The 23728-nt window shown below is 36.3% G+C and carries 20 protein-coding genes and 1 riboswitch; of the genes, 4 read left to right on the forward strand and 16 right to left on the reverse strand.

Annotation, left to right across the window (positions count from 1 at the left end; all coding sequences use genetic code 11):
* Positions 1 to 4 precede the first annotated feature (4 nt).
* From FEU33_RS17785 to FEU33_RS17845, 14 genes are all read right to left on the reverse strand, one after another.
* Positions 5 to 862, reverse strand: a complete 858-nt coding sequence (locus FEU33_RS17785; protein ID WP_146550821.1) for a phosphoribosyltransferase — start codon at positions 860 to 862, stop codon at positions 5 to 7.
* Between the two features lie 258 nt (positions 863 to 1120).
* The gene (guaA, locus tag FEU33_RS17790) at positions 1121 to 2674 is read right to left on the reverse strand and encodes a glutamine-hydrolyzing GMP synthase (protein ID WP_146550822.1); all 1554 of its coding nucleotides are present in this window, start codon (positions 2672 to 2674) and stop codon (positions 1121 to 1123) included.
* A gap of 327 nt (positions 2675 to 3001) precedes the next feature.
* A riboswitch (purine riboswitch) is annotated at positions 3002 to 3103 on the reverse strand.
* Positions 3104 to 3137: 34 nt separating this feature from the next.
* Entirely contained in the window at positions 3138 to 5360 is a 2223-nt protein-coding gene (locus FEU33_RS17795) for a DUF4129 domain-containing transglutaminase family protein (RefSeq protein WP_146550823.1), read from the reverse strand.
* Positions 5360 to 6580, reverse strand: a complete 1221-nt coding sequence (locus FEU33_RS17800; RefSeq protein WP_146550824.1) for a DUF58 domain-containing protein — start codon at positions 6578 to 6580, stop codon at positions 5360 to 5362. The genes FEU33_RS17795 and FEU33_RS17800 overlap by 1 nt, the downstream gene beginning before the upstream one ends.
* Entirely contained in the window at positions 6577 to 7524 is a 948-nt protein-coding gene (locus tag FEU33_RS17805; protein ID WP_146550825.1) for an AAA family ATPase, read from the reverse strand. The genes FEU33_RS17800 and FEU33_RS17805 overlap by 4 nt, the downstream gene beginning before the upstream one ends.
* A 947-nt stretch (positions 7525 to 8471) precedes the next feature.
* Positions 8472 to 9152, reverse strand: a complete 681-nt coding sequence (locus FEU33_RS17810) for an ABC transporter ATP-binding protein (protein ID WP_146550826.1) — start codon at positions 9150 to 9152, stop codon at positions 8472 to 8474.
* A complete protein-coding gene (locus FEU33_RS17815; RefSeq protein WP_244951073.1) occupies positions 9149 to 9964 on the reverse strand; it encodes an ABC transporter permease in 816 nt (271 codons plus the stop codon). The genes FEU33_RS17810 and FEU33_RS17815 overlap by 4 nt, the downstream gene beginning before the upstream one ends.
* On the reverse strand, positions 9961 to 10416 hold the full coding sequence (locus FEU33_RS17820) for a nitrous oxide reductase accessory protein NosL (protein ID WP_146550828.1): 456 nt from the start codon (positions 10414 to 10416) through the stop codon (positions 9961 to 9963). Before FEU33_RS17820 ends, FEU33_RS17815 begins: the two co-directional genes overlap by 4 nt.
* Positions 10416 to 11699, reverse strand: coding sequence for a right-handed parallel beta-helix repeat-containing protein (locus FEU33_RS17825; protein WP_146550829.1), 1284 nt, complete (start codon positions 11697 to 11699; stop codon positions 10416 to 10418). Before FEU33_RS17825 ends, FEU33_RS17820 begins: the two co-directional genes overlap by 1 nt.
* A gap of 232 nt (positions 11700 to 11931) precedes the next feature.
* A complete protein-coding gene (locus FEU33_RS17830; RefSeq protein WP_146550830.1) occupies positions 11932 to 12534 on the reverse strand; it encodes a nitrous oxide reductase accessory protein NosL in 603 nt (200 codons plus the stop codon).
* 223 nt (positions 12535 to 12757) lie between these two features.
* Entirely contained in the window at positions 12758 to 12907 is a 150-nt protein-coding gene (locus tag FEU33_RS18945) for a hypothetical protein (protein WP_186731477.1), read from the reverse strand.
* Between the two features lie 74 nt (positions 12908 to 12981).
* A complete protein-coding gene (nadE, locus tag FEU33_RS17835) occupies positions 12982 to 13806 on the reverse strand; it encodes an ammonia-dependent NAD(+) synthetase (RefSeq protein WP_146550831.1) in 825 nt (274 codons plus the stop codon).
* Positions 13806 to 15290: a nicotinate phosphoribosyltransferase gene (locus FEU33_RS17840; protein ID WP_146550832.1), complete on the reverse strand. Its 1485-nt coding sequence runs from the start codon at positions 15288 to 15290 to the stop codon at positions 13806 to 13808. The genes nadE and FEU33_RS17840 overlap by 1 nt, the downstream gene beginning before the upstream one ends.
* Before the next feature lie 135 nt (positions 15291 to 15425).
* On the reverse strand, positions 15426 to 15929 hold the full coding sequence (locus FEU33_RS17845) for a methylated-DNA--[protein]-cysteine S-methyltransferase (RefSeq protein WP_208221757.1): 504 nt from the start codon (positions 15927 to 15929) through the stop codon (positions 15426 to 15428).
* A 133-nt stretch (positions 15930 to 16062) separates the two neighbouring features.
* Here FEU33_RS17845 and FEU33_RS17850 point away from each other — a divergent pair, with 133 nt between their 5' ends.
* The 3 genes from FEU33_RS17850 (at position 16063) to FEU33_RS17860 (ending at position 19140) form a co-directional block, all read left to right on the forward strand.
* Positions 16063 to 16794: an ABC transporter ATP-binding protein gene (locus FEU33_RS17850; protein ID WP_146550834.1), complete on the forward strand. Its 732-nt coding sequence runs from the start codon at positions 16063 to 16065 to the stop codon at positions 16792 to 16794.
* A complete protein-coding gene (locus FEU33_RS17855; protein ID WP_146550835.1) occupies positions 16791 to 17546 on the forward strand; it encodes an ABC transporter permease in 756 nt (251 codons plus the stop codon). Before FEU33_RS17850 ends, FEU33_RS17855 begins: the two co-directional genes overlap by 4 nt.
* Positions 17547 to 18165: 619 nt before the next feature.
* Entirely contained in the window at positions 18166 to 19140 is a 975-nt protein-coding gene (locus tag FEU33_RS17860) for a proline dehydrogenase family protein (protein ID WP_146550836.1), read from the forward strand.
* 366 nt (positions 19141 to 19506) lie between these two features.
* On the opposite strand, the gene FEU33_RS17865 is transcribed toward FEU33_RS17860, so the two are convergent.
* Positions 19507 to 20112, reverse strand: coding sequence for a response regulator transcription factor (locus FEU33_RS17865; RefSeq protein ID WP_146550837.1), 606 nt, complete (start codon positions 20110 to 20112; stop codon positions 19507 to 19509).
* 367 nt (positions 20113 to 20479) lie between these two features.
* Positions 20480 to 21550: a Delta(5) desaturase DesA gene (gene desA / locus FEU33_RS17870; RefSeq protein ID WP_483407242.1), complete on the reverse strand. Its 1071-nt coding sequence runs from the start codon at positions 21548 to 21550 to the stop codon at positions 20480 to 20482.
* 632 nt (positions 21551 to 22182) lie between these two features.
* Between desA and rpoN the strand changes: the two genes are divergently transcribed.
* Positions 22183 to 23466, forward strand: a complete 1284-nt coding sequence (gene rpoN / locus FEU33_RS17875; RefSeq protein ID WP_146550838.1) for an RNA polymerase factor sigma-54 — start codon at positions 22183 to 22185, stop codon at positions 23464 to 23466.
* Positions 23467 to 23728 lie beyond the last annotated feature (262 nt).

A 23728-nucleotide genomic window follows, 5' to 3' on the forward strand; every position in this document is an offset into this window, starting at 1 on the left:
AAGTTCACCTCGGAAATGGAGCTATTCTATTATTTTTCTCCTTCCAAAATACAGGAAAAGTATTATTAGGAGTTCTAATAAGAGTGATTAGTGCTTCAGAGCCTTTAAAACCTAATCTTTCATTTTTATGTACTTTAATCTTTTTTTCAATTGATTCCATTAATGTAATCTTTTCAGAGACTATTTCTGATGGATAAAAATCAGTTATACCTTTTTTAAAAACCAATGCAGTAAAAATAATGATCTCTAAGCTTTCTAAATAGGATATACCAGCTTCTAATGCAGCTATTGTCAAGATTACAATTCTCTTTTTATCAATTTTCTCAACATTATTTAAATGGTCAATCGCAGCATAAGCCGTTTCTCCAGTTCCTACGAAATCATCAACCAGCAATAAAATGCTATCTTCCTTATTAATATGTTCACTATCTACTTTTAGTCCATCTGTATATATAATTCTTTTAAAAGCAATCTCTGGTATATTCTGGATAATACCTCTAATCGAGTATTGAACCATAGTTGAACTTTTACTTTTCCCAAAATCATCTGGAGAAATTAAAGGAGCAATATAGATATTATTTATACTTGTTATATCTATCGTTTTGTCATTGACAAGACTATCCAATACTTTTTTAATATAGATTAAATATTCCTCAAACTTAATTCTTGTAAATCTTTCTGTCATTTCTAAGATTAACATTTGCTGATCATCAGATAACTCAGAAAGAGTACTGCAAAATCTATTAAAAAGACTAACTTCATTTGGACCATCTTCAATTTCCCAAGACTTATCATTAAAAATTTCCACTAGCTTAGAAAAAACATCTATACGAAGATTCTTCTCAGTTTTTCTAAATTTCATAATGTCACTCTTTAATTATATTTTATTTAACACTTATATTACATTCACTTAACCCATTTGTAAATATATCCTGACATTAATGGTGGTGTAATTTCCACATTTAGCTATTAAGAAAGAATAATTTGATGAGTCTCCGAAGACTTCCAAAATCTCAAAGCAAATTAAATATCATTAATGAAATTGGTATCAAAACTGGTATCTCTACAAACAAAAACAGCTTAGAATGCCTAATACATAAGCATTCCAAGCTGTTAAATCTTATTCCCACTCAATAGTAGCTGGTGGCTTAGATGTAATATCTAGCAGCACACGGTTGATGTGTGGTACTTCGTTGACGATACGTACAGAGATTTTTTCGAGTATATCGTATGGGATGCGTGCCCAGTCTGATGTCATGCCGTCGATGGATGTTACGGCACGGATACCGATGGCGTAGTCGTATGTGCGTTGGTCGCCCATGACGCCTACGGATTTGATATCGGGTAGTACCGTGAAGTATTGCCAAATATCGCGATCCAAGCCTGCTTTTGCGATTTCTTCACGTAGGATGGCATCTGATTCACGGACGATTGCAAGTTTTTCTTCTGTTACTTCACCAAGTACACGGATAGCAAGACCTGGGCCTGGGAATGGTTGGCGCCATACGATTTCATCTGGAATACCTAGTTCAGTACCTAATGCACGTACTTCATCTTTAAATAATGTTTTTAATGGTTCGATTAGCTCGAACTGCATATCTTCAGGAAGTCCGCCTACATTGTGGTGAGATTTGATCGTTTGGGCAGTTGTTGTGCCACTTTCGATAATATCTGTGTATAGTGTACCTTGTGCAAGGAAGTCCATTCCTTTCAGTTTGGAAGCCTCGTCGTCAAATACATAGATAAATTCGTTGCCGATGATTTTGCGTTTTTTCTCAGGATCGCTTACGCCGGCAAGCTTGTCCATGAATCGTTTGCGTGCATCGATTTTAATCATATGGATACCAAATTTACCTTCAAATGTTTGCATAACACTTTCTGCTTCGCCTTTACGCAATAAATTATGGTCCACAAACATACATGTTAATTGGTCACCAATTGCTTTATGGATTAAAACCGCAACAACGGAAGAGTCGACACCGCCAGACAGTGCACAAAGAACTTTTTTGTCGCCAACTTGTTCGCGAATTTTTTCAATTTGCATATCGATGAAGCTATCCATAGACCAATCGCCTTTTGCCCCACAAATATCGAATACAAATTGACGTAAAATGTCATTGCCATATACGGAGTGGCGAACTTCTGGATGGAATTGTACTGCATAGAATTTACGTTCTGCATTTGCCATCCCTGCGATCGGACATGATTCACTCGTAGCAATCGTAATGAAACCTTCTGGTGTTTCTGTTACTAGATCGCCATGGCTCATCCAAACAACTTGTTCTTTAGGAAGATCGCCGAATAAGGCATTGTCTTCTAATACTTTAATTTCAGCCTTACCATATTCGCGATGTCCAGCCGCTTCGACTTTACCACCTAGAGAATGTGTCATTAATTGCATACCATAGCAAATACCTAAAATTGGTAATCCCATGTCGAAGATTTTTTCATCAATATGGAATGCATTTTCATCGTATACGGAGTTTGGACCTCCAGAGAAAATGACACCAGTAGCATTCATCCCTTTTAATTCTTCTGCCGTAATTGTATGGGGATGCAATTCACTATAGACACCAAATTCACGAATTCGACGTGTAATAAGCTGATTGTATTGGCTACCAAAATCAAGAACGATGATCTTTTCTTGATCTTTTAAAATTGTACTAACTGACAACAGTTCCACCTCTTCTATATTTTATAGACTCTGTTTAGAATACTGTATATTTGTATGCTTTTTCTGCAAATCGGCGCCTACACTGGTGAATCAAAGACTACTCGCTCAGCTATACGCTTACTATAGAATCCTATCTTTCACTTTCTAGCAGGAGTCAGCGTTCCTTGCTCACATTCAAAAATCACAATTTCCTATAACAAAGCCACTTTGTAAATGACTACTTACTTATATAGTACACTAATATGAAAAGAACGCGTTGAAAGTTTTGTTCTTCCTCCGCGTTCGGTTTCTCGTTTCTCTCAAAGGCAAAAGGAACCATGTCGAAAACACAGCCCTTTATGCCTTCATAGTCAAACTATTTACGGTAGCTTGGTAGAAACATTCGAACCATATTTCCGAACATATATGAGGGTAGTTCAATATTTATAATTTTTCTTAATCTTACAGTTTATACGAGGTAAAATCAACCGCCTAAATGATTGATTAAATATTCCCAACATTCGATCATTTTATCCTTATCTATTGTTGGTTCCTCTTTACTATAAAGCGTCTCCTCATAGGCCTGCGTCAAAATACTCATATGTTCTGTGCCGAACTTTTCATCAACTTGTTTAGCAAAATCGCGTAGAGTTTGTCCATGTGCTTTTGATAACCCGTTTAAAGAAAGCTGCTTCAGTAAATCATTATAAAGTGGCTCGATCAGGATATTATTTTTTCCCTTCCATCGATATTTTATCAATAACCATTTTGGCATCCACTTTTTACGCGTCAAATAGAATAGAATGATTACCAAAATAATGATCAGTACGATGATGCTCACTATCTTACCAAGCTGGCTGGTTGCTGCTTTATCTTTACCCTGACTTTGTTTTTTCTCTTGCTGTTGTTGTTTCTTTTCTTCTTTTTTGGCTTTTTCTTGCTGTTGTTTTTCTTTTTTCTTTTGCTCTGCTGCTTTTGCTTGAGCATTTTCTTTTTTCTTTGGATTGATCGTCGCTTCATTTTGTTCATCTTTGACATCATTTAATACATTATCGAATCCGTCAAAACCAATCGTCGGTTCAAACGACATCCACCCTACTCCTGGTAGATATGCCTCTACCCATGAGTGGGCATTGTTGTTTGTCACGATAAAATGGCTCGTGTCATCGTCAGAGGCAACTTCATCCCCCTCCGAAAAACCCTTTACCCAACGCGCCGGAATACCTAATGTACGAAGCATCACAACCATAGAAGTCGAAAAATTATCGCAATAACCTGATTTTGTTTCAAAAAGGAATTGGTCAACATAGTCTTGATTTTTCGAAGGAACCGCTACATCTGTACGTGAATACCTATAACCATTGTATTGGAAATAAGAAACAATGGCGTTTGCTTTATCATATAGATTTTTTTCATCTTTTGTTATCTCTACTGCTAAGTCTTGTACCCGTTTTGGTAAAGATGCTGGGAGTTGCAAATACTGATTATAATCCTTAGAAAGTTTCTTCAAATCTGAATTTCTCGTCTTTTCTAATGCCTTTAGACTATACTCAGGTGTTGAGTATGTCATTGAGTATTGTGGTAGAAAAACCTTTTGCTCATTGATGGTTGGGCGAATTTTTTCCCCATCGATTTCAATATAAAATGATTTTTCATCATTCGGCTGATCGATCGTCTCTAAACCATATGGTTGCATGATAAACTTATAGTTTTTCTTTAGAGTAATCGTAGCCTTATCCTCATATTTCTTTTTACCAGGCTTAAGCGTCAGTGGGATTTCTTCACCATATCCGAAGGTATGTACATAAATGTCCCCTTCTTTTCTTTCCCATCCTTTACCGGTGTAGATATTCTTTGTTTCGATACGCCAATACTGGTTCGTTTTCGTGGCTACTTCAAATACTGGACGATTATCTTCCTCAAATGGGCCTCCTAGTTTACTATCATCTTCCACATAGCCAATTTTTCCAATCCCCGAACTTTGACCACTCTTCCAATCCATCAAATGGGCAATAGCATTCGGTGTACGAATCAGTGCTTGCTTTTTAGGCATAAAGTAGGCAAAAAGCGCGCTGCCAATAATCATAATGATCAGCGGGATCATTAACATACTATAGTACTGTGGCTGCCATTTCACCTGACTATTTTTAAATAAGCGGTTTATAAATAACACACCCATTAGTAAAATACCTAAAATCATCACACGTATGATTGCAAAATCTGCATTGTAATTTGTCAGTGTATCTATTAAGCATAAGAAAATAATCGTTGTTAAAAAGAAATAGAATACAGAATGCTTGATTGTTAACCAGTGATGGATTAAATAGACAGTCATCCATAGTAAAACGAAAAATAAGATACTACGAAATGAATCTGTTATGCCATTCCAATCTCCCTCTATTAAAGCGCGTATACTTACTACAAATTCTTCCGCAATTTTCATAAAACTTTCTACAGAGAAGAATTTCGTTCCCATATAAACATACATTAAAAACCATACGACATAGACAAACTTCATCAAAAAGGATAGTGCCCCATTAAGCTCAAGAATATTACTACCTAAACAAAGTATGACAAAAGCAAGAAATAAACCAATATGTCCTGTACCCGTAAGTTGTACTACTGGCACAAGCCACTCTACTAACATTAAGAAAATTATGAGATAAAGACCTATTAAACTTATCCATCTCATTACAGGTGAAGTCATTATTTCAACACCTCCGTAAAGGCATTCGGAAATTGTTTATATGAAATTGGAAAGACGAGGATTCCATTTTCCTTTGCCATCATTTCCACTTTTTCCTCATGTTCTGAAACGCTTGTTTTAGGGTCTCGCACAATAAAACAAATAACTTGTTGCGATTTTGTAGAAACCTTTTTTAAGATCGTAATCCATTGAATCGTCAATGCACCTGTCACAAAATATAGCATGGCTGCATGAATGAGCAGACGATTTTGATCATACTTACGTGCAACTTCTTCTGTTGCATTTGGTTGTACAGCTGCTAAATAATAAAGTGCTTTTTGCAACTGTTCCTCTGTTTGAATTTGATCAAAAAAGGCTGGTTTTGTACCCGCGGATAAAAAGGACATTGTAAAATGCTGATGAACAACTGCCGTTAAAATCGAAGCACATAATTCGACTTGTTCTTCAAATACATCTGAAGGTGATTCATCTAATACAAGACAAATATCCTGGGATTGTTGATCTTCAAATTCTTTCGTTTGCAGGCTTTGGGTTTTCGCAAATGTTTTCCAATGAATCCATGCCATACGATCCCCTGGCTGATACTCTCGAATACCAGAGACCATTGTTGTATCACGTACAATAGCATTATGTGCTGTGCCTATTCCACTATTTCGTGTTACTTGTAATGGTGTATAAATCATATTGGTTATATTTGGATATACAACAACAGAACGATTGGCCGGTATGAAGGTGGTCTTTTTTACCCAACCAAAAAAATCCGCAATCGTCAATTCGATTCCTACTAGTTGATGATGTCCACGTGGCATATTAGGAATTTCATAATTCCAAGCTATTTGTTTTTTCAACCCCACCATAAAAAAATGGCGTGTCTGATCTGCCGCTGCTTTTTCAAAGATCTCACTCGGCACACTTTCTTGAATGACCATATAAAGTAATGGAAATCGTGATTTTCTCCTTAGTGTTATCGTCATTCGTAGAGAATCTCCTTGTTTCAAATACTCGGATAACATCGTTCTTTCAATTGAAAAATTCCTTACTGGTACAAAAAACAATATCATCGAATAGAGAGCAAAAGGAATAAACATGAAGAAAACGAACCAACTAACAAATCCCCCTTGCATCAATGCAAAACAAAGAGAAATGGCTACCAATAGAACAACCATTACAAAACGTATAATCGCTTGCGACAGCCAGCTTACTTTATATTTTTTCATCATCTGGAAGCCCTTTTAATCGGCACAGCTGTATGAATAATAACACGACCAATGATTTCTTCAGGTGTGATCCCTTCATAGCGTGCTTCTGGTTTCAAAATGATGCGATGTGCAAAAACAAATGGTGCTAAAAATTGAACATCATCTGGCGTTACATATCTACGACCTTTCAGCAATGCATACGCCTGTGATGCTTTCATCAAGGCAATGGAACCACGTGGACTTGCACCAAGATATACGTATTGATGCTCACGCGTAGCTCTTGCTAGTTCAACAATATAGCTTTTCACTAACTCGTCAACGTGGACGGTTTTCACTTCTTGCTGCAAAGCCTTCAATTCATCAATTGTAACGACAGCTGTTAAAGCTTCAATTGGACGGATTCCTTCTGCTCTTCTTAATACCTCGATTTCATCATCACGACTTGGATAACCCATTTTCAATTTCAATAAAAAGCGGTCCAGCTGCGCCTCAGGTAGCGGATATGTGCCCTCATATTCAATCGGATTTTGGGTAGCCATTACAAAAAAGGGCTTTGGAATTTGCACTGTCTCTCCATCAATCGTCACCGCTGCTTCTTCCATTCCTTCTAATAGAGCAGATTGTGTTTTTGGAGATGTACGATTAATCTCGTCGGCTAACACAATATTCCCCATTATTGGACCAGGTCGAAAATGGAATTCCATATCTTTTGGATTATAAATGGATACACCAATTACATCTGAAGGAAGCAAATCCGGAGTGAATTGAATTCGTTTAAAATTAGCGCTTACTGATTTAGCAAGTGCGCGGACCATCATTGTTTTCCCTACACCAGGCACATCTTCAAGTAAAACATGCCCTTCTGCCAATAACGCTACAACGCTCAACTCCGCAATATGTTTTTTGCCAATCATCACTTTTTCTATATTTTGAATAATGGATTGTAGCTTGTCGTGTGTTTCCATTTATTGGCCCCCTGTCATTTTTTCCTTTTATGTGTTCATTTTCTCAATTAGCATTATTATAGCATGATTGTTTTTAAAGCTTATAAAAAAGGCTCTATCTTAAATGTTGAGGGAAGGAACTTAGAAAAAACGGATGATTCTGATTCGGTATACCCCCTCCCTCTTCGCTAAAAGACCATTGAAGAAGCCGGCTGCCCCAACCGACTCAGCTTTCGCCCATAGGAAAGTAAGCAAGCCGGAGCGGAAATCAGCAAGTACACTATATTTTATCACGCATGTTGATTTGACAAAAATTAGGCGTGTCTGTTTGACGTAATTTTTGAAAAACCCTGTATTCTTAGGACCATTTATATAGATTGGAGCGGAGGCTTGCTCGACTCCCGCGGGAAAAGCGAATAGATGAGACCCCGCAGCGTAGCGAGGAGGCTCAGCATTCGCCCGCAGGAAAGCGAGCAAGCCGGAGCGGAAATCAACAAATTCCCCTATTTCCATGGATTAAATTGGATAATCAACACGCCTGACAAAAATGATGATGCTATAAAGTGAAGCTTCCATCAGTGGGGGTTTTCTTCATCCCCCACTGAACTAGAGGAACTCAGGTTAATAACGCCACGTCCTGTGGTAACACCTGAGTGACCAACATCCTGTTGGCCCGAATCAATCGGACTTTTACGGGCAGTTGTTCCCCCACCTATCTTTCTCGTTTCTCTCCAAATCTTGAGACGTGGGTCTTACTGCCCGTTAAAGCGGGATAAATTTTCAGTTCTCTTTTCCCTAAATAACCGACGAATCTCTCCGTTTACAAAGGCTCTTTGTATAATCTCTTGAAAGCTGGTTTTCCAGTAACCTTAATTTGTTCCGACGCTGATATTTCAATTACATATAATATAGAACCCAAAAAACACGACTTACTGATTAGTCGTGTTTTCATGTTATTACATATATTTCTATTTTTTCACGATTTCATGCATAAAAAGTTCTTCTAAATGCATTGTTTTTGTTTCTTGCAATACAGATTGAATATTTCCATGCCTTAACACATGACCATCATGTAGTAAAAGAACATCATCTGCCAGCTCTTCTGCAAAAGAAAGTAAATGTGTTGAAAATAGAATCGTTTTACCACTTTCCTTTTGTTCCTTTAAGATTGTTTTAAGTTCGGCGATCCAGCGAATATCTAAACCATTTGTTGGTTCATCTAAAATCAGTAATTGTTCTTCTCCTAATAATGCTTGTGCTAAGTTTAATCGTTGACGCATCCCTTTTGAAAATTGACGGACGCGTTGTTTGCGATATTCCCATAAACCTACTCGCTTTAAAGCCTTGTCGATTTCGCTTGACTGGATCTTTTTCAATCCTGCAAGTAACTGCAAAATTTCCAGTGCCGTCAAAGTTGGTGGAAAATTGACATCATCAGGCATGTAACGAATCGAAGGTTTCGTAGCCCATTTCAATTCACCACTATCTGGTTTTTCTTCTCCAATTAATAAGCGGATCAGAGTACTCTTACCAGCCCCATTTCCACCAGCCAAAGCAATGATTCGCCTCTCTTGTAAGAGAAATGAAACATCAATGATTCCTTGGGCTTCTGAATACTTCTTAACAAGATTTTTTCCTTCTACCATCATACTTGACGCCCTCTTTTCACTAGCAGCCATTTTGCCAATAATATCGGTAATACAATCCATAAAATTGTGACAATTGCATACAATACGTATCCCATCGTTGAGCTATAAAATTCGGTAAAATGATGGAAGGATGGTCCTAATACAGATGTTTGCCCGGAGAAAAGAAAATAGCCAAAACGAATCCATTCAGCAGGGTTTAGGTGGATCATAATAATCGTCAATTTTTGCAAAACATGCCCTGCAACAACTGTACCAATTGCCATTAGTGCATAGGATAAAAGCAATAATGATACCGCCCATACGACTAGTGACAAAGCTAATGCATGTAAACGACTTTTAGCAAAAGTACCGCAAAGTATGGCAATGGCAGAGAATATAAGTACTGTCATGATCGACAGTCCTACGAACAGGATTGGTAAATGTACTTGACCTGATATTCCATTCATACCAAGCACGACTGCAAAAGCTAATAATAAAATAAGCATGAACGATAATAGCAAGGCGATATATTTACCCCAAATATATTGGGCAACTGTTATAGGATATGTTTTCAACAATGAAAACCAACCTGATTCTAAGTCACTAGCGATCCCCATGCTACCTATCGTTAAGATGAATAATGGCAGTAAAAACAAAAGTAAGTTTAAAAAGCTGGCAGTTTGTCTTGTAAAACCATTAACATCAGGCAGCGCAATTTGTTGTATAAGAGAAATCGTAGCAAAGACAAAAACAAAAAGTAATGCTACTAATTGCATCCATCGGCTTCGTAGCATTTGTCTCCACTCTAATCGGATAAACAGGCGATTACTCAATGGTGTACACCCCATTCAAAGGTATCTAGATCAGAAAAACTTAATAATTTTCCCTTACCTTCTTTTTCAATATATTTTTTTGCTTCTTCTTTTGTTTGAAAGGCGATTACACCATAAGACATAGGTGTCCAAATATCTTTGTCATATACGTAAGAAGCTGTTTTGACATCTAGCCATTTCTTACCACTTTCATCTTTGATAAAAGCCTTGCCTAGATCATCCTCATCCATGCCTTTCATATATTCAATTAAACAACCTAAATCATCGAATATTTCATAATCTCCATTCTTTAAAGCAATTTCTCCAGCATATTCTTTATGAACGATAGTCATATTACATATTTTGCAAATATCTGTTTCACTATCGATTTCTCTCGGTTTATATTCTTTATCGCCACAAGCTTGTAAACATAAAACAGCAGCAAAGATACCTACTAACCATCTCTTTTTCATCATTGTATTTCCTTTCTCCAAAACCATAGTATTGCAAGCACCATTCCAAATCCTAATATTATTTTCCAAACAGTCCGCACACTTTTACTTTCCACTATTATGGCACTTCGCATCATCGGTTCCTTGTCAACTAATTGCTTTTTTTCAATTGCATTTGTTTGGCGATCCATCATGTTCAGCAGTACAACACTCGGTGATTCGATAAAATATTGATAAGCAGGCTGTCTAACCATCCATTGTCCGAAGCTTTGGAGTGCCACATAACTTCGATCACCAATCCCATTATCATCCACATCAATTCCTGCATAATCATCATAATAATTTTGTGCAATATCACTACCGCTTCCATCCGAACGAAGATTCACAATGTTGCCGATAAAATCATTCTTATTTATTTTGTTTTGTTCATTCGATCGGATTAGTTCCATTGCTGATTGGTTCATCAAAAATGTATTTTTTTTCATCGATGAATTGGTTAAATTCTGTGCTGAAATCGCCGTTCGATTGTTTTGAAATAGATTGTTGAAAACATTAATATTTTTTGATTGAAATAAAGTCATACCGGAGGCGTTTAATCCATTTTGTTCAAATAGTCGATTATGACTGAGCTTTGCATTTTCAGACATCATCAACATAATACCGGTCACATTCTTCTGAAAAGTATTATCGGTTGCTTGTCCGTTTTTGGTATACATAAAATGGAGCGCATAACGCCCATTTTGAATTTTATTTTTTGAAAGTGAAATTTGATTCACCGCTTCTATATAAACACCATCTTGAACATTTTGAATATTATTTTCCTGCACTGTCACATTGGCACTATTATAAATAGCTAATCCATTTCCCTTATCGGCATAATGCCCATGAATTCCTGCAATTTCTAGATGCTTTAGTGTAATGTCTTGCGTATTATAAAGTTGGATTCCACTCCATACATTTTTGAAATGAAGGTGCTTAAAATGCAGGTGCTGCGATTTCTTCCCTACTATTCCTATATGAGCATTTTGCACTGTTATGTTTTCAACTGTTACCTGCTCAGCATTTTCTATTTTTATAGCAGGCTTTTGGTTCGCGCTTTGCAAAATGGTGTGCTTAGATCCTTTAATCGTTAGTGATTTACGAATCACTACATTTTCTTTGTATATAGTATCTGGGAGCTGTAATATTCCATTTTCAGGTGTTTGGTCGATCAGTTGTTGCAATGTTTTTGTTTTTGCCTGTCCTTGTGGCATCGACCACATCGAAACGATCAAAAAAATGATGAAAATCCAAATACGTTTCATAAGCCCTCCTCCGTTCTACGATAAGGCTTTTGGTTGAGTTTTCTTATGGCTGTTTCTTCATAAAGTAAGTAAAATAGTGACATCGTTGTATCATTATTTTTCAGTACCCAGAAAGATTTAACGAGAAATCACTACTTATCTTTCCTGCTTACATAACAACATTCATTGAAAATAATACGACAAAAAGGGCATAGGTAACCCCAGCCCTTCTAAGGATCTTTAGTGATGATGACTAGTTATTCATATCCATGTCCATTTTTTCACCAGAGTCATTGTTTTTCATTTTTTGCATTTTCTTTTTATATCGTTCATTAGCTACTCCGTCTACATCTGAAATTTTGACAATTTTAGCACCATCATGTTTTTTGATGAACGAATTAGCGCTTTCTTCATCTTTGAAAAATGCATAGCCATAATTCATTGGTGTTTTGATAGCTGCTTTGACAATAACAGCATCCCCAAGTTTTAACCATTCTTTCGAATCATAGTCACGAACATATTTGTCATATTGAACTTTATCCTTGCGTTCTTGGTTGAGCATACAGCCAATATCGTCAAAGAAAATAGTGGATCCATCCTCTTTAATAGCTTGTGCCGAGAATGCCCCCATTTCATGATTAGCTTCATAGACTTTCATATTACAGAATGCACACTTCGTATCTTCTGTTGGCTCCTGTAATTTAGAATTCACCTTATTATAAGTCGCTGTTTTTGTAGTTTGTTCTGTTTTTTCTGCTGTTGTTTTTTTAGAATCTGTTGTTTTGGCATTGTCTTGTCCACATGCTGCAAGTAATAGCGCTGCCGAAATAACGATTAACCCTAGTTGTCTTTTCATCATTTTCTCTCCCTTCTTACTAATTATTACTTTAATGATTAGTTGTGAAAAAAGTTCAAAATTCATATGTCTATATTTTGACTTATTGATGTTATGGTGCTCTTATGATGGAATTTTTATAAATAAAAATGCTCTATAAAGTAGATTTTTTCATTTTCTACTCTATAGAGCATATTTTAATGTTATTTTCTTCTTCAATGGCTTACGATAAAGTGAAACTCCATCAGTGGGGGCTTTCTTCACCTCTCACTGAAATAGAGGAACTCAGGTTAAAAGCGCCACGTCCTGTGACAACACCTGAGGGACCAACATCTTGTTGGCCCGAACCAATCGGACTTTTACGGGCAGTTGTTCCCCCACCTATCTTTCTCATTTCTCTCTAAATCTTGAGATGGGGGTCTTACTGCCCGTTAAAGCGGGATAGGTGTAGCATATACATATAATTGATCATTTCCAAAAATCATCAAAAATAGTGATTGGTAAGTGGCGTTTATGTTGGGAGCGCAAGTAATGTCCCTCAATTTTTTGACGAGCCTCTTCTGAGATCTCTTTGCCTTCCAAATAGTCATCAATTTGATCGTATGTTACACCAAGCACGACTTCATCTGGTAAAGCTGGACGATGTTCTTCCAAATCTGCGGTTGGTGTTTTTTCATATAAATGTTTTGGACAATTAAGTTCAGCCAGTAGTATTTTTCCTTGACGTTTGTTTAAACGGAAGATTGGCGTAAGGTCAGCTCCACCATCTCCAAACTTTGTAAAGAAACCTGTCACTGCTTCTGCAGCATGGTCTGTGCCAAGTACGACCGCATGATGATGAGCCGCGATCGCATATTGAACCTTCATACGCTCACGAGCTTTTTCATTTCCCTTTACAAAATCAGAAAGTTCGATACCTATTTCTTTTAATGACTGAACACTTACATCCACTGCCGGTTTAATATTGACCGTGTACACTTGTGTTGGTTGGATAAATTGGATAGCATCCTGACAATCTTGTTCATCTGCTTGTACTCCATATGGCAAACGGACTGCCCAAAAGGAATAGCGATTTTCTCCAGCTTCTGCATTTAACTCATCTACTGCAATCTGCGTTAGTTTTCCTGCTAAAGTAGAATCCTGACCACCTGATAAAGCAAGTACAAATCCTCTAACAAAGGTATTCTTTTTCGCATATTCTTTTAGAAAGTCGATCGATTTGCGGATTTCTTCTTTCGCATCAATTTTGGGGAGTACATGTAATTCTTCAATAATTTGTTGTTGCAAAGTCATTAAAAATCCCTCCCTAAATTAGTATCCATTTCTCTCACCATGTCTTTGACAGCTTCTATATTCTTCATTCTATTATCCCAGCATTTTTGGCTTAAATCGACTGGATACTCCTCTGGATTCAAAGAACGTTTATATTCATCCCATAACAATTCTAGATTTTCATTTGCATAAGCTCTCATATCTTGTACAGATGGACTTTCATAAATAATACGGCCATCTTCAATTACTTTCGTATGAAGATTTTTTGCTGTAAAGTTTGTGACAAATTTTGAGATGAATGTATGAATAGGATGGAACATTTTAATACGCTCTTCGGATTCAGGATTTTCATCAAACATCGTAATATAATCGCCCTCTGCTTTGCCGTTTTCAAGGTCAATAATACGATATAATTTTTTCAATCCTGGTGTCGTCACTTTTTCAGCATTGGCAGAAATTTTAATACGATCTTGCATTTGACCTTTTTCATCTTCAAGAGAAACAAGTTTATAAACTGCACCTAATGCTGGTTGATCGTATGCAGTGATCAACTTCGTCCCAATACCCCACTGATCCACTTTAGCGCCTTGAGCCAATAAGTTTAAAATTGTATATTCATCTAAATCGTTTGAAACTACGATCTTTGCTTTTGTAAAACCTGCCTCATCTAACATTTTACGAGCAGCTTTGGATAAGAAAGCAATATCTCCACTATCTAAGCGAATACCTATAAAATTGATCTTATCCCCTAGCTCTTTTGCTACTTTGATCGCAGTTGGTACACCAGATTTTAATGTATCATACGTATCAACGAGAAAAACACAATCTTTATGGCGCCGAGCATATGCATGAAAAGCTTCATAATCATTTTTATACGCTTGTACTAATGAATGGGCATGTGTTCCAGCAACAGGTATATTAAATAGCTTTCCAGCCCGAACATTACTCGTCGCATCAAAGCCACCAATAATGGATGCTCTAGTTCCCCAGATAGCCGCGTCCATTTCTTGTGCGCGACGTGAACCAAACTCCATAATCACATCGTCCTTTACGATTTGTTTGATACGGCTTGCTTTTGTGGCAATAAGCGTTTGAAAATTAACAATATTAAGAATAGCTGTTTCTACTATTTGTGCTTCACCTAAAGGAGCCTCAATCCTCATAATTGGTTCATTTCCAAAAACAAGTTCTCCTTCAATCATAGAGTAAATGCTACCTGTAAAACGAAGATTTTTTAAGTATTCAATAAAATCCGAATCATATCCCACTACTTCTTTAAGATATTGGATATCTGACTCACTAAAATGAAAATCGCGCAAGTACTCCAACACTCTCTCTAAGCCAGCAAAAATAGCGTAGCCATTTCCAAATGGTAACTTTCGAAAATACACCTCGAACACGGCTTTACGATTATGTATTCCATCCGCCCAATAGGATTCTGCCATATTGATTTGATATAAATCTGTATGTAGCGCTAAGCTATCATCAGGATATTTTGATTTCATACTTAGTCCCTTCTTCCACTGTTTCTTCATAAATCATAGTATACACTATTTACATTTAAATATATCTTGAGAAAAACCAATAGTGTCATGACAACTGTCATCTCATTATCTCACATTTTACTTATGACAAGCCTGCTATTCTTTATAAGGTACACTTTCTATTTCTAATAATACTTTTTTTAATGGGATACCCGCACTAAAGCCTGTCAATTTTCCATTTTTACCGATGATACGATGGCATGGAACAGCGATTAATACTGGATTTGCACCAATTGCTCCACCAACGGCTCTTACGGCTTTTGGACGATCAATACTATTCGCTATTTCTGAATAGCAAGTGGTTTTACCATAAGGAATTTGAAGCAATGCCTGCCACACTTGTTTTTGAAATGGAGTTCCTTGCAAATCCAATGGAAAATCAAAAATAGACCTTTCACCAGCAAAATATTCTTCGTATTGTTGTTGGTATTCACCCATTTTCTCTTGGTTTTCTATTAATACAAAATCCTTATAATACTTCTGACACCAAGCTTGCACATCTTCCATCGATATTCCTACATAGCCTATTCCTTTTTCAGAGGCTGCTATAAATATTTCCCATTCTTTTTGATCGAATGAAGTCCAATAGATTGTTTCCATGATTGCCCCTCCACGATTCAACATTATTTTTTACAATATTATAGAATACTTGTGAAATAGATTCATCTTTCTAGTATATAATTTTAATTTATTATACAGTTAATGAAGAGATTTCATTTACAGGAGTGTGTATATGAATACAATCTATCAACCTGCTATTCATTTTCATAATGTTTGCTTTGAAGTGGGGGAGCAAAGAATTTTACAACAGGTTACGGGCTCTTTTCCAACAGGAAATATTACGACGCTCGTAGGCCCTTCAGGAGCTGGTAAAACAACATTACTTAAACTATGTAATGGCTTGATCTCCCCCACTTCAGGAGAAATTTTCATTCATAATAAACCCATCAACTCTATAAATCCCGTAGCGTTACGTCGCCATGTAGGTATCGCATTACAGTCTGCACCTATGATAAAGGGTACAGTTTATACCAATTTATCTTTACCTAAAACATTACAAGGAATGTCATTATCACGGGAAGAGGCTATTTCTTTTTTAGGAGATGTTGGATTAGATCCATCCTTTCTTGAACAAAATGTGACTGAATTATCTGGTGGGCAACGTCAACGAGTTTCAATTGCGAGGACACTTGTCAATAGATCAGATATTCTGCTATTAGATGAAATTACTTCCGCCCTTGACCGAACTTCTGTAAAAGAAGTTGAAGAGCTTATTGTCAACATCAATCAAAAATACAATGTCACGATTATTTGGATTACCCATAATTTAGAGCAAGCCATTAAAATAGGCCACTATACATGGGTAATGATGAATGGCCGTGTAGTTGAAACCGGAAAAAGTACGTTATTGAATCATCCAACCAAAGACGTTGTCCAACAATTTGTAGAGGGGTGTTTAGAATGAGCTACACCACACTTTCTTTAACCTTACTGTTTGTGCTGATACCACTTATTCTGTCCAAAACGCTGCATCTTGGATTAGAAAAAGATACATTGATCGCAACAATTCGCTCCATTATTCAATTACTTGCCATTGGTTATATTTTAAAGTTTGTTTTTGAATCAGACAGTATGGTATATGTCCTTCTAATGATCGCACTAATGATTATAACGGCTACTTTCAATGCTCGAAAAAAGGGAAAGAATATTAAAGGGATCACATGGAAAGTGGCTATTACAGTGATAGTCGTTGAAGTCATCGTGCAATCTATTTTACTAGGATTTCATGTTGTCCCTGCTACCGCGCAATATATTATCCCTATTAGCGGGATGGCTATCGGAAACTCTATGATATTATCCATTCTATTTTTGAATCGTTTTCAAGGTGAATTAGAGTCTCATAGAGATGAAGTAGAGCTTATTTTGTCACTTGGTGGTACACCAAAACAAGCTATACATCGGCAATTGATCACAGCGATCAAAGCCAGTATGATTCCGACCATTGAAAGTCAAAAGACCATTGGTTTAGTGCAATTACCAGGGATGATGAGTGGTCAAATCATTGCTGGCGCTAGTCCCGTTCAAGCTGTCCAGTTTCAATTAATGATCTTATTCGTACTGCTGACCTCTGCAGCTATTTCCAGCAGTATACTAGGATTTTTATCGTATCCGACTCTTTTTAATGACCGCATGCAAATGTTAAAAGATAAATTTTAGCACTTAAATGGTTAGATTAGACTTGAAAATCAGAAAACCTTTTGTTTGAGAAATTAGTAATCTAAATATTATCATGTAGTTTTAGTATTGAATGAGTATTTTACGAAGCTGTTCGAATATGCAAAAAAACGTTTTCCCTTCCATGTTGGGAAAACGTTTTTTGCGTCATAATATTAATTTTGTACCTACGTACTAACTTACAGATTTTAAATACCGAATGCAACTTATTTTCATAAAAGCGACAAAATTCAACACAAATAAGCCTATGGTATACATGCTATCTGAATTTCCATTTTACTTTAACACTCAATATCCTATATTCCAATTTTAATCTATTCAATATTTTCATTTACTTCCAGCTTATTAATGTTCGTACTGGAGCGAAACATACAAATCTGAATAATAAGCTATCATTATACTTTAAACGTTCGCATTTTAAAAATAACATAGATTTATTGGTGTGTTGATTATCCAAAATTACGCCAAACAAACATCCCTAATTTTTGTAAAATCAACACGCGCGATAGATTTATTCAGAAATATTTAAAAAGAATGTTTTTTCTAACAATTATGATATAATCGTTAAAAATACAACTTCATAACAAAGGGGAAATAGCATATGTCACTTAAAGATTTCTTTATCGCTTTATCCGAAAATCAATTTTTAAATAACAATGCTAAAAAGTATGGACTGAAAATGGGAGCAGCTAGCGTTGTTGCTGGAACGAATATTCCAGAAGTCATCGAAAGTATTAAGGAATTAAATTCTCATGGCATCTCATGTACAGTGGACAATTTGGGGGAATTTGTTCATGATAAATCTGAGGCGACTGTAGCAAAGGAACAAATTTTAGATTTGATTGAAGCGATCCATCAAAATGGTGTGAATGCACATATTTCTGTAAAGCCTTCTCAATTAGGTTTAGATATTGACTATGACTTTTGCTATGAAAATTTGAAGGAAATAATAGCCTTAGCAGATCAATATCATATTTTCGTCAATTTTGATATGGAAAACTATGATCGTTTACAACCTTCATTTGATCTACTTGAAGAATTATCTCAGGATTACCAAAATGTCGGTACGGTAATTCAAGCTTATTTTTTCCGTGCAAAAGAAGATATCGAAAAATACAAAAACTACCGTTTACGTATCGTGAAAGGCGCATATAAAGAACCTAGCGACATCGCTTATCAAACGAAAGAGGAAATCGACCGCAATTACATAGACTTAGTAGAGTACCATTTATTGAATGGGAAATTTACTTCCATCGCAACACATGATCACAACATCATCAACCATATTAAAAAATTTATCGCCGATCATCAGATTCCAAAAGAAAAATATGAATTTCAAATGCTATACGGTTTTCGTCGTGATATGCAGATTGAACTGGCAAAAGAAGGCTATAATTTCTGCACATATGTACCATTTGGACAAGACTGGTATGGTTACTTTATGCGTCGCTTAGCGGAACGCCCACAAAATATCGAGCTTGTTGTAAAACAAATATTCAATAAGCGTACAAATGCCCTCATTGGTGTCGCAGCCGCTGGTTTTACAATAGGTCGCCTAACAAAGCGAAAAAAATAAAGTGAAGCTTCCATCAGTGAGGGTTTTCTTCATCCCCCACTGAGCTAGAAGAACGGAAGTGTAAAGCGCCACGTCCTGTGGCAACACCTGAGTGACTAACATCTTGTTGGCCCAAACCAATGGGAGTTTTACGGGCAGTTGATTCCCCATTATCTTTCTCGTTTCTCTCTAAATCTTGAGATGGGGGTCTTACTGCCCATTAAAGTGGGATAAAAGCAATTTTTTAAAGTGAAATAGTATGCTAGTAGAATAATGCTAGCATACTATTTTTCTATGAAGATAAGTTGACGACCATCTAAAATAGCAATTCATCATGCAAGACAAAGGGGATACATGGCACTCATAGATCTTAATCAGATTCTATCTTTATTTATTCCAACCTTTTTCTTTAAATCTTGCAATGGCTTCAATACGATTGCTCACTTCTAGTTTATCTAAAATGACCGAGATATAATTACGAACGGTTCCGGGTGATAGGTATAATTCATTGGCAATTTCTTTCGTAGTTCTTCCTTTTGCTACAAGTCCCAATACTTCACTTTCACGATCTGTTAATGGATTTTCTGTTTCCTCTTCGTATACAATATCGATCAACTCAGGAGCATAGATTCTACGACCATCCATGATGACTCGAATAGCATTTACTAATTCTTCGATAGGACTATCTTTTAACAAATAGCCTCTGACTCCCGCTTTTCTAGCTCTTTCAAAGTAGCCCGGTCTAGCAAATGTCGTTAAAATAATGACCTTTACATCTTTTTCTTTCAATTCTTCTGCAGCGTCCAAACCTGTTTTTTCAGGCATTTCAATATCCATGATAACGATATCTGGTTGATATTGATCGACAAGTTTTAATGCATCCACGCCATTATGCCCTACGCCAACAACCTCCATATCCTCTTCCATATTGATCAATGATTGCAAAGCGCCTAGAAGCATTCCTTGATCTTCAGCAATTACGATCTTAATCATCTTGTCCACTTCCTTTGCAGAACTTATCCGACTCTAGTTACATTTATTATAACAAATGTGAAGAACTGAGGTGATCATTCAACGCTTGGATAACATGAGATCGAACTTAAATGAAATCTCACCCAAAGCTTTCTCATTCTACTGGGTATGAGTTAAACCAAGCTGGATTTTATAGTGATCCCCCTCCTATCCTCTTAAACTTTTTCATATACAGATTGGGAATCAATCGCTCATGAAAATTGGATTCTTGAAGTGGGGCATACTGTCCGTTAATGCAGGATTAAAAAAACGTACACACTAAAATTCTTAGTAATGCACGTCTCTTTCCATCATATTATAAATCAATTTATCCTTTACATACGACTTATTAAACTTTGTTTGCAGGGTTAATAGACTTTTTCATTGATTTTAAAGATGATTTTATTTTGTAATCATATGTTGTCTTAAGCCTCTTCACATCTTCAAACGCAACAAAATGTTTACGTGGTGCATCATACAATTTGTATCGTAATGATTGCAAACTTGTCTTAAGTGTAATCGTTGTTGCACGTTGTAATGGAGGTGTTTGTTCGTGCGCTTCTTCTAGCTTATAATTAGGAATCCTTGGTGCCAAATGATGCACATGATGAAAGCCAATACTACCCGTTATCCATTGGAGAATAAATGGTAACTTATAGTAAGAACTTCCCTCAACAGCCGCTTTTACATAATCCCATTCTGACTCATTTTCAAAATAAGAATCCTCAAATGTATGCTGGATAAAGAATAGCCAAATGCCGAGTGATCCGGCAACAAACATTGTCGTACCGTGGATGATTAAAAACGACTGAATATTGGTTAATAAAATTACTCCTGAAATAATCGCCACGATAATGATGTTAGATAAATAAGTGTTCAAACGTTCTTTCTTTCTCGCATCTTTGCGATTAAGTCTGTTTGAAACTAATACTAAATATAATGGGCCCAATCCGAACATTACGAATGGATTACGATAAATCCTATAATAAAAGCGTTTCCACTTAGAAGCATTTATATATTCATCAACCGTCATCACCCAAATATCGCCTATACCTCGTTTATCTAAATTGGAGCTTGTTGCATGATGAATCATATGCTCTCTCTTCCATTTTTCGTATGAAAAGAATGTCAGAACGCCCGTTAAAAATCCGACAATATTATTGGCTCTTTTATTTTTAAAGAAAGATCCATGTGTACAATCATGGAAAATGATAAATGTACGTACTACAAAGCCCGCTGCTAATATACTAAGTCCAATAGCACCTAGTACTGTATAAGGGATGATCCAATAAGCAGCGACCCACAATAGAAGCATTGGCAATATTGTATTAATTATTTGCATGATACTTTTTCTCGTATCAGAAGTTGCATATGTCATAACCGCTTTTTTCAACTGTTTTGTTTTTTCGTGATTTGTCAAAAAAACCCTCCTAGCCTTTTTATAGCTACGCTTATCATAATTTCCTTTTTATCTTTCCAATAGAGATAGATGTCATGATGATCATATGACAACTATCATATTACCCAATATTAAAAACAGGTAATAATGGATTCTCAGCAAATGACAAAAGCAGATCCATCACCTCAACATGAATGATGAAACAATGTGAAACCCACATAGTAGAAAGTTCAACGCCTAAGAATTTCATCATAAAAAGCGATTTCAAACTTCTACTAATTATGGAAAAATAAAAGCGGCTCATTCATACATTAAATAATAAAGCATCGTTCAAGCCAAGACCCTCTAGCATTTCTTTTAGGCAATGCTTAAAGTATAATAATGGAATATATAGGGACTGTCATAGGTGGCGATTTTTCAACCTGCAGGAGCTCTGTGCTCACGAAAAACATTTTCTGTGGCGGAAATCTCCACCCTATTCTTATCTGCAATGATTATGGTAAAAACATACAAAGAAATTCTTTTACTGTTTTTTAACGAAAAGACAGAGATGATTATTCCTACGAAAAATGCACTGCACTATGAAAATTAGATTGGCAAGAATCCATTTATGTGTTTCAAAAGGATAGAGGATTCATGAAGGAGGATATTGTATGGACCTTATTCTTCAACAACGACAAGAACTTAAATTGTTAATGACATCTCAGCTTAGACAATCTATTGAATTACTCCAATATTCAACAAATGATCTAGAACAATTGATCCGCCAACAAGAATTAGAAAATCCATTAATTGAGCTTCAAGAGTCTGATAGATGGGCACAAATTGAAAAGCTACCTTCTTTTCAATCCGCAAGAAATTCAGCACCATTATTTCAAGCTACTACTATAAATTTTAGAGATCAATTGATACAACTGGTACATTTATCGTTTAAAGAAAATGAGATCAAAAAATTATTAGAATATATTATTAGTCATTTAGATTACAAGGGCTATTTAGAAATAGATGGGATAGAATCACCTTACTCGACGGAGCAACTCACTAAAGGTATCAAACTTCTTCAACAAATTTGCCCAGCAGGAATCGGGGCACGGAGCATTGCAGAATGTCTGCTATTGCAGATCAACAGCCATGATCCTGAATATCCTATGCTGAAAGAACTCATCGGCCATTATTTACCGCTCCTTGCCGAAAACAAGTGGAAAATTATTGCTAGAAAGATGAACTGTTCAGTCGCACAGATCCAAAAATATAATGATCTCATTCAAAGGCTCAATCCAAGACCATGCATCCTATCAAATTCCGAAACCACTGAATATGTACATCCTGATATTATTGTGGAAAACCAAGAAGATGAACTTATTTTTTATTTAAATGAGCATTATCTTCCAAAGATTCATCTAAATGAGTACTACTTAAATACTTCATTTACAAATCTTGAAGATAAACACTATATCCATAATCATTACAAAAACTATCGATGGCTAGTAAGCAGTATTGAACAACGTCGACATACGATCACTCAAATTATGCATGTCCTAATCAAAAAACAGCTACCTTTCTTTAGAAACGGACTATCTAGCCTAGTGCCTTTGACTTTGAAGGAGGTTGCTGATGAAATCGGGATGCATGAATCGACTGTCAGCCGAGCTACATCGAACAAATATGTCCAAACACCTGCTGGAACATTTGAAATGAAAGCTTTGTTTACATCTAAAGTCTTAACAAATGATGGGAAGCAAATTTCGCAAGAAAAAGTGAAAACATTAGTAAAACAAATTATTCAAAAGGAAAACAAACATCAACCCTATTCAGATCAAAAAATCTCAGAGTATTTAAATACTGAATATGCGATACGAATAGCTAGGAGAACCGTCAGTAAATATCGTGAGGAATTGAAAATCCCAACAGCAAGTATGCGGAGGAAATGGCAGTAACTTGTCATAAAACGAGATCAAAAAAGAGTAGCACAAACCCCAGTTTGTACTACTCCTGCTAATATGTTTTTGCCTTATTTTATCCTGCGTTAACGGGCAGTAAGACCCCCACCTCAAGGTTTAGAGAGAAACAAGAAAGATAGGTCTGCTCGTAAAAGTCCGATTGGTTCGTGCCAACAAGATGTTGGTCACTCAGGTGTTGCCACAGGACGTGGCGTTTTACACTTCCGTTCTTCTAGTTCAGTGGGGGATGAAGAAAACC

The sequence above is a fragment of the Rummeliibacillus suwonensis genome, assembly GCF_007896435.1.
GTDB lineage: Bacteria > Bacillota > Bacilli > Bacillales_A > Planococcaceae > Rummeliibacillus > Rummeliibacillus suwonensis.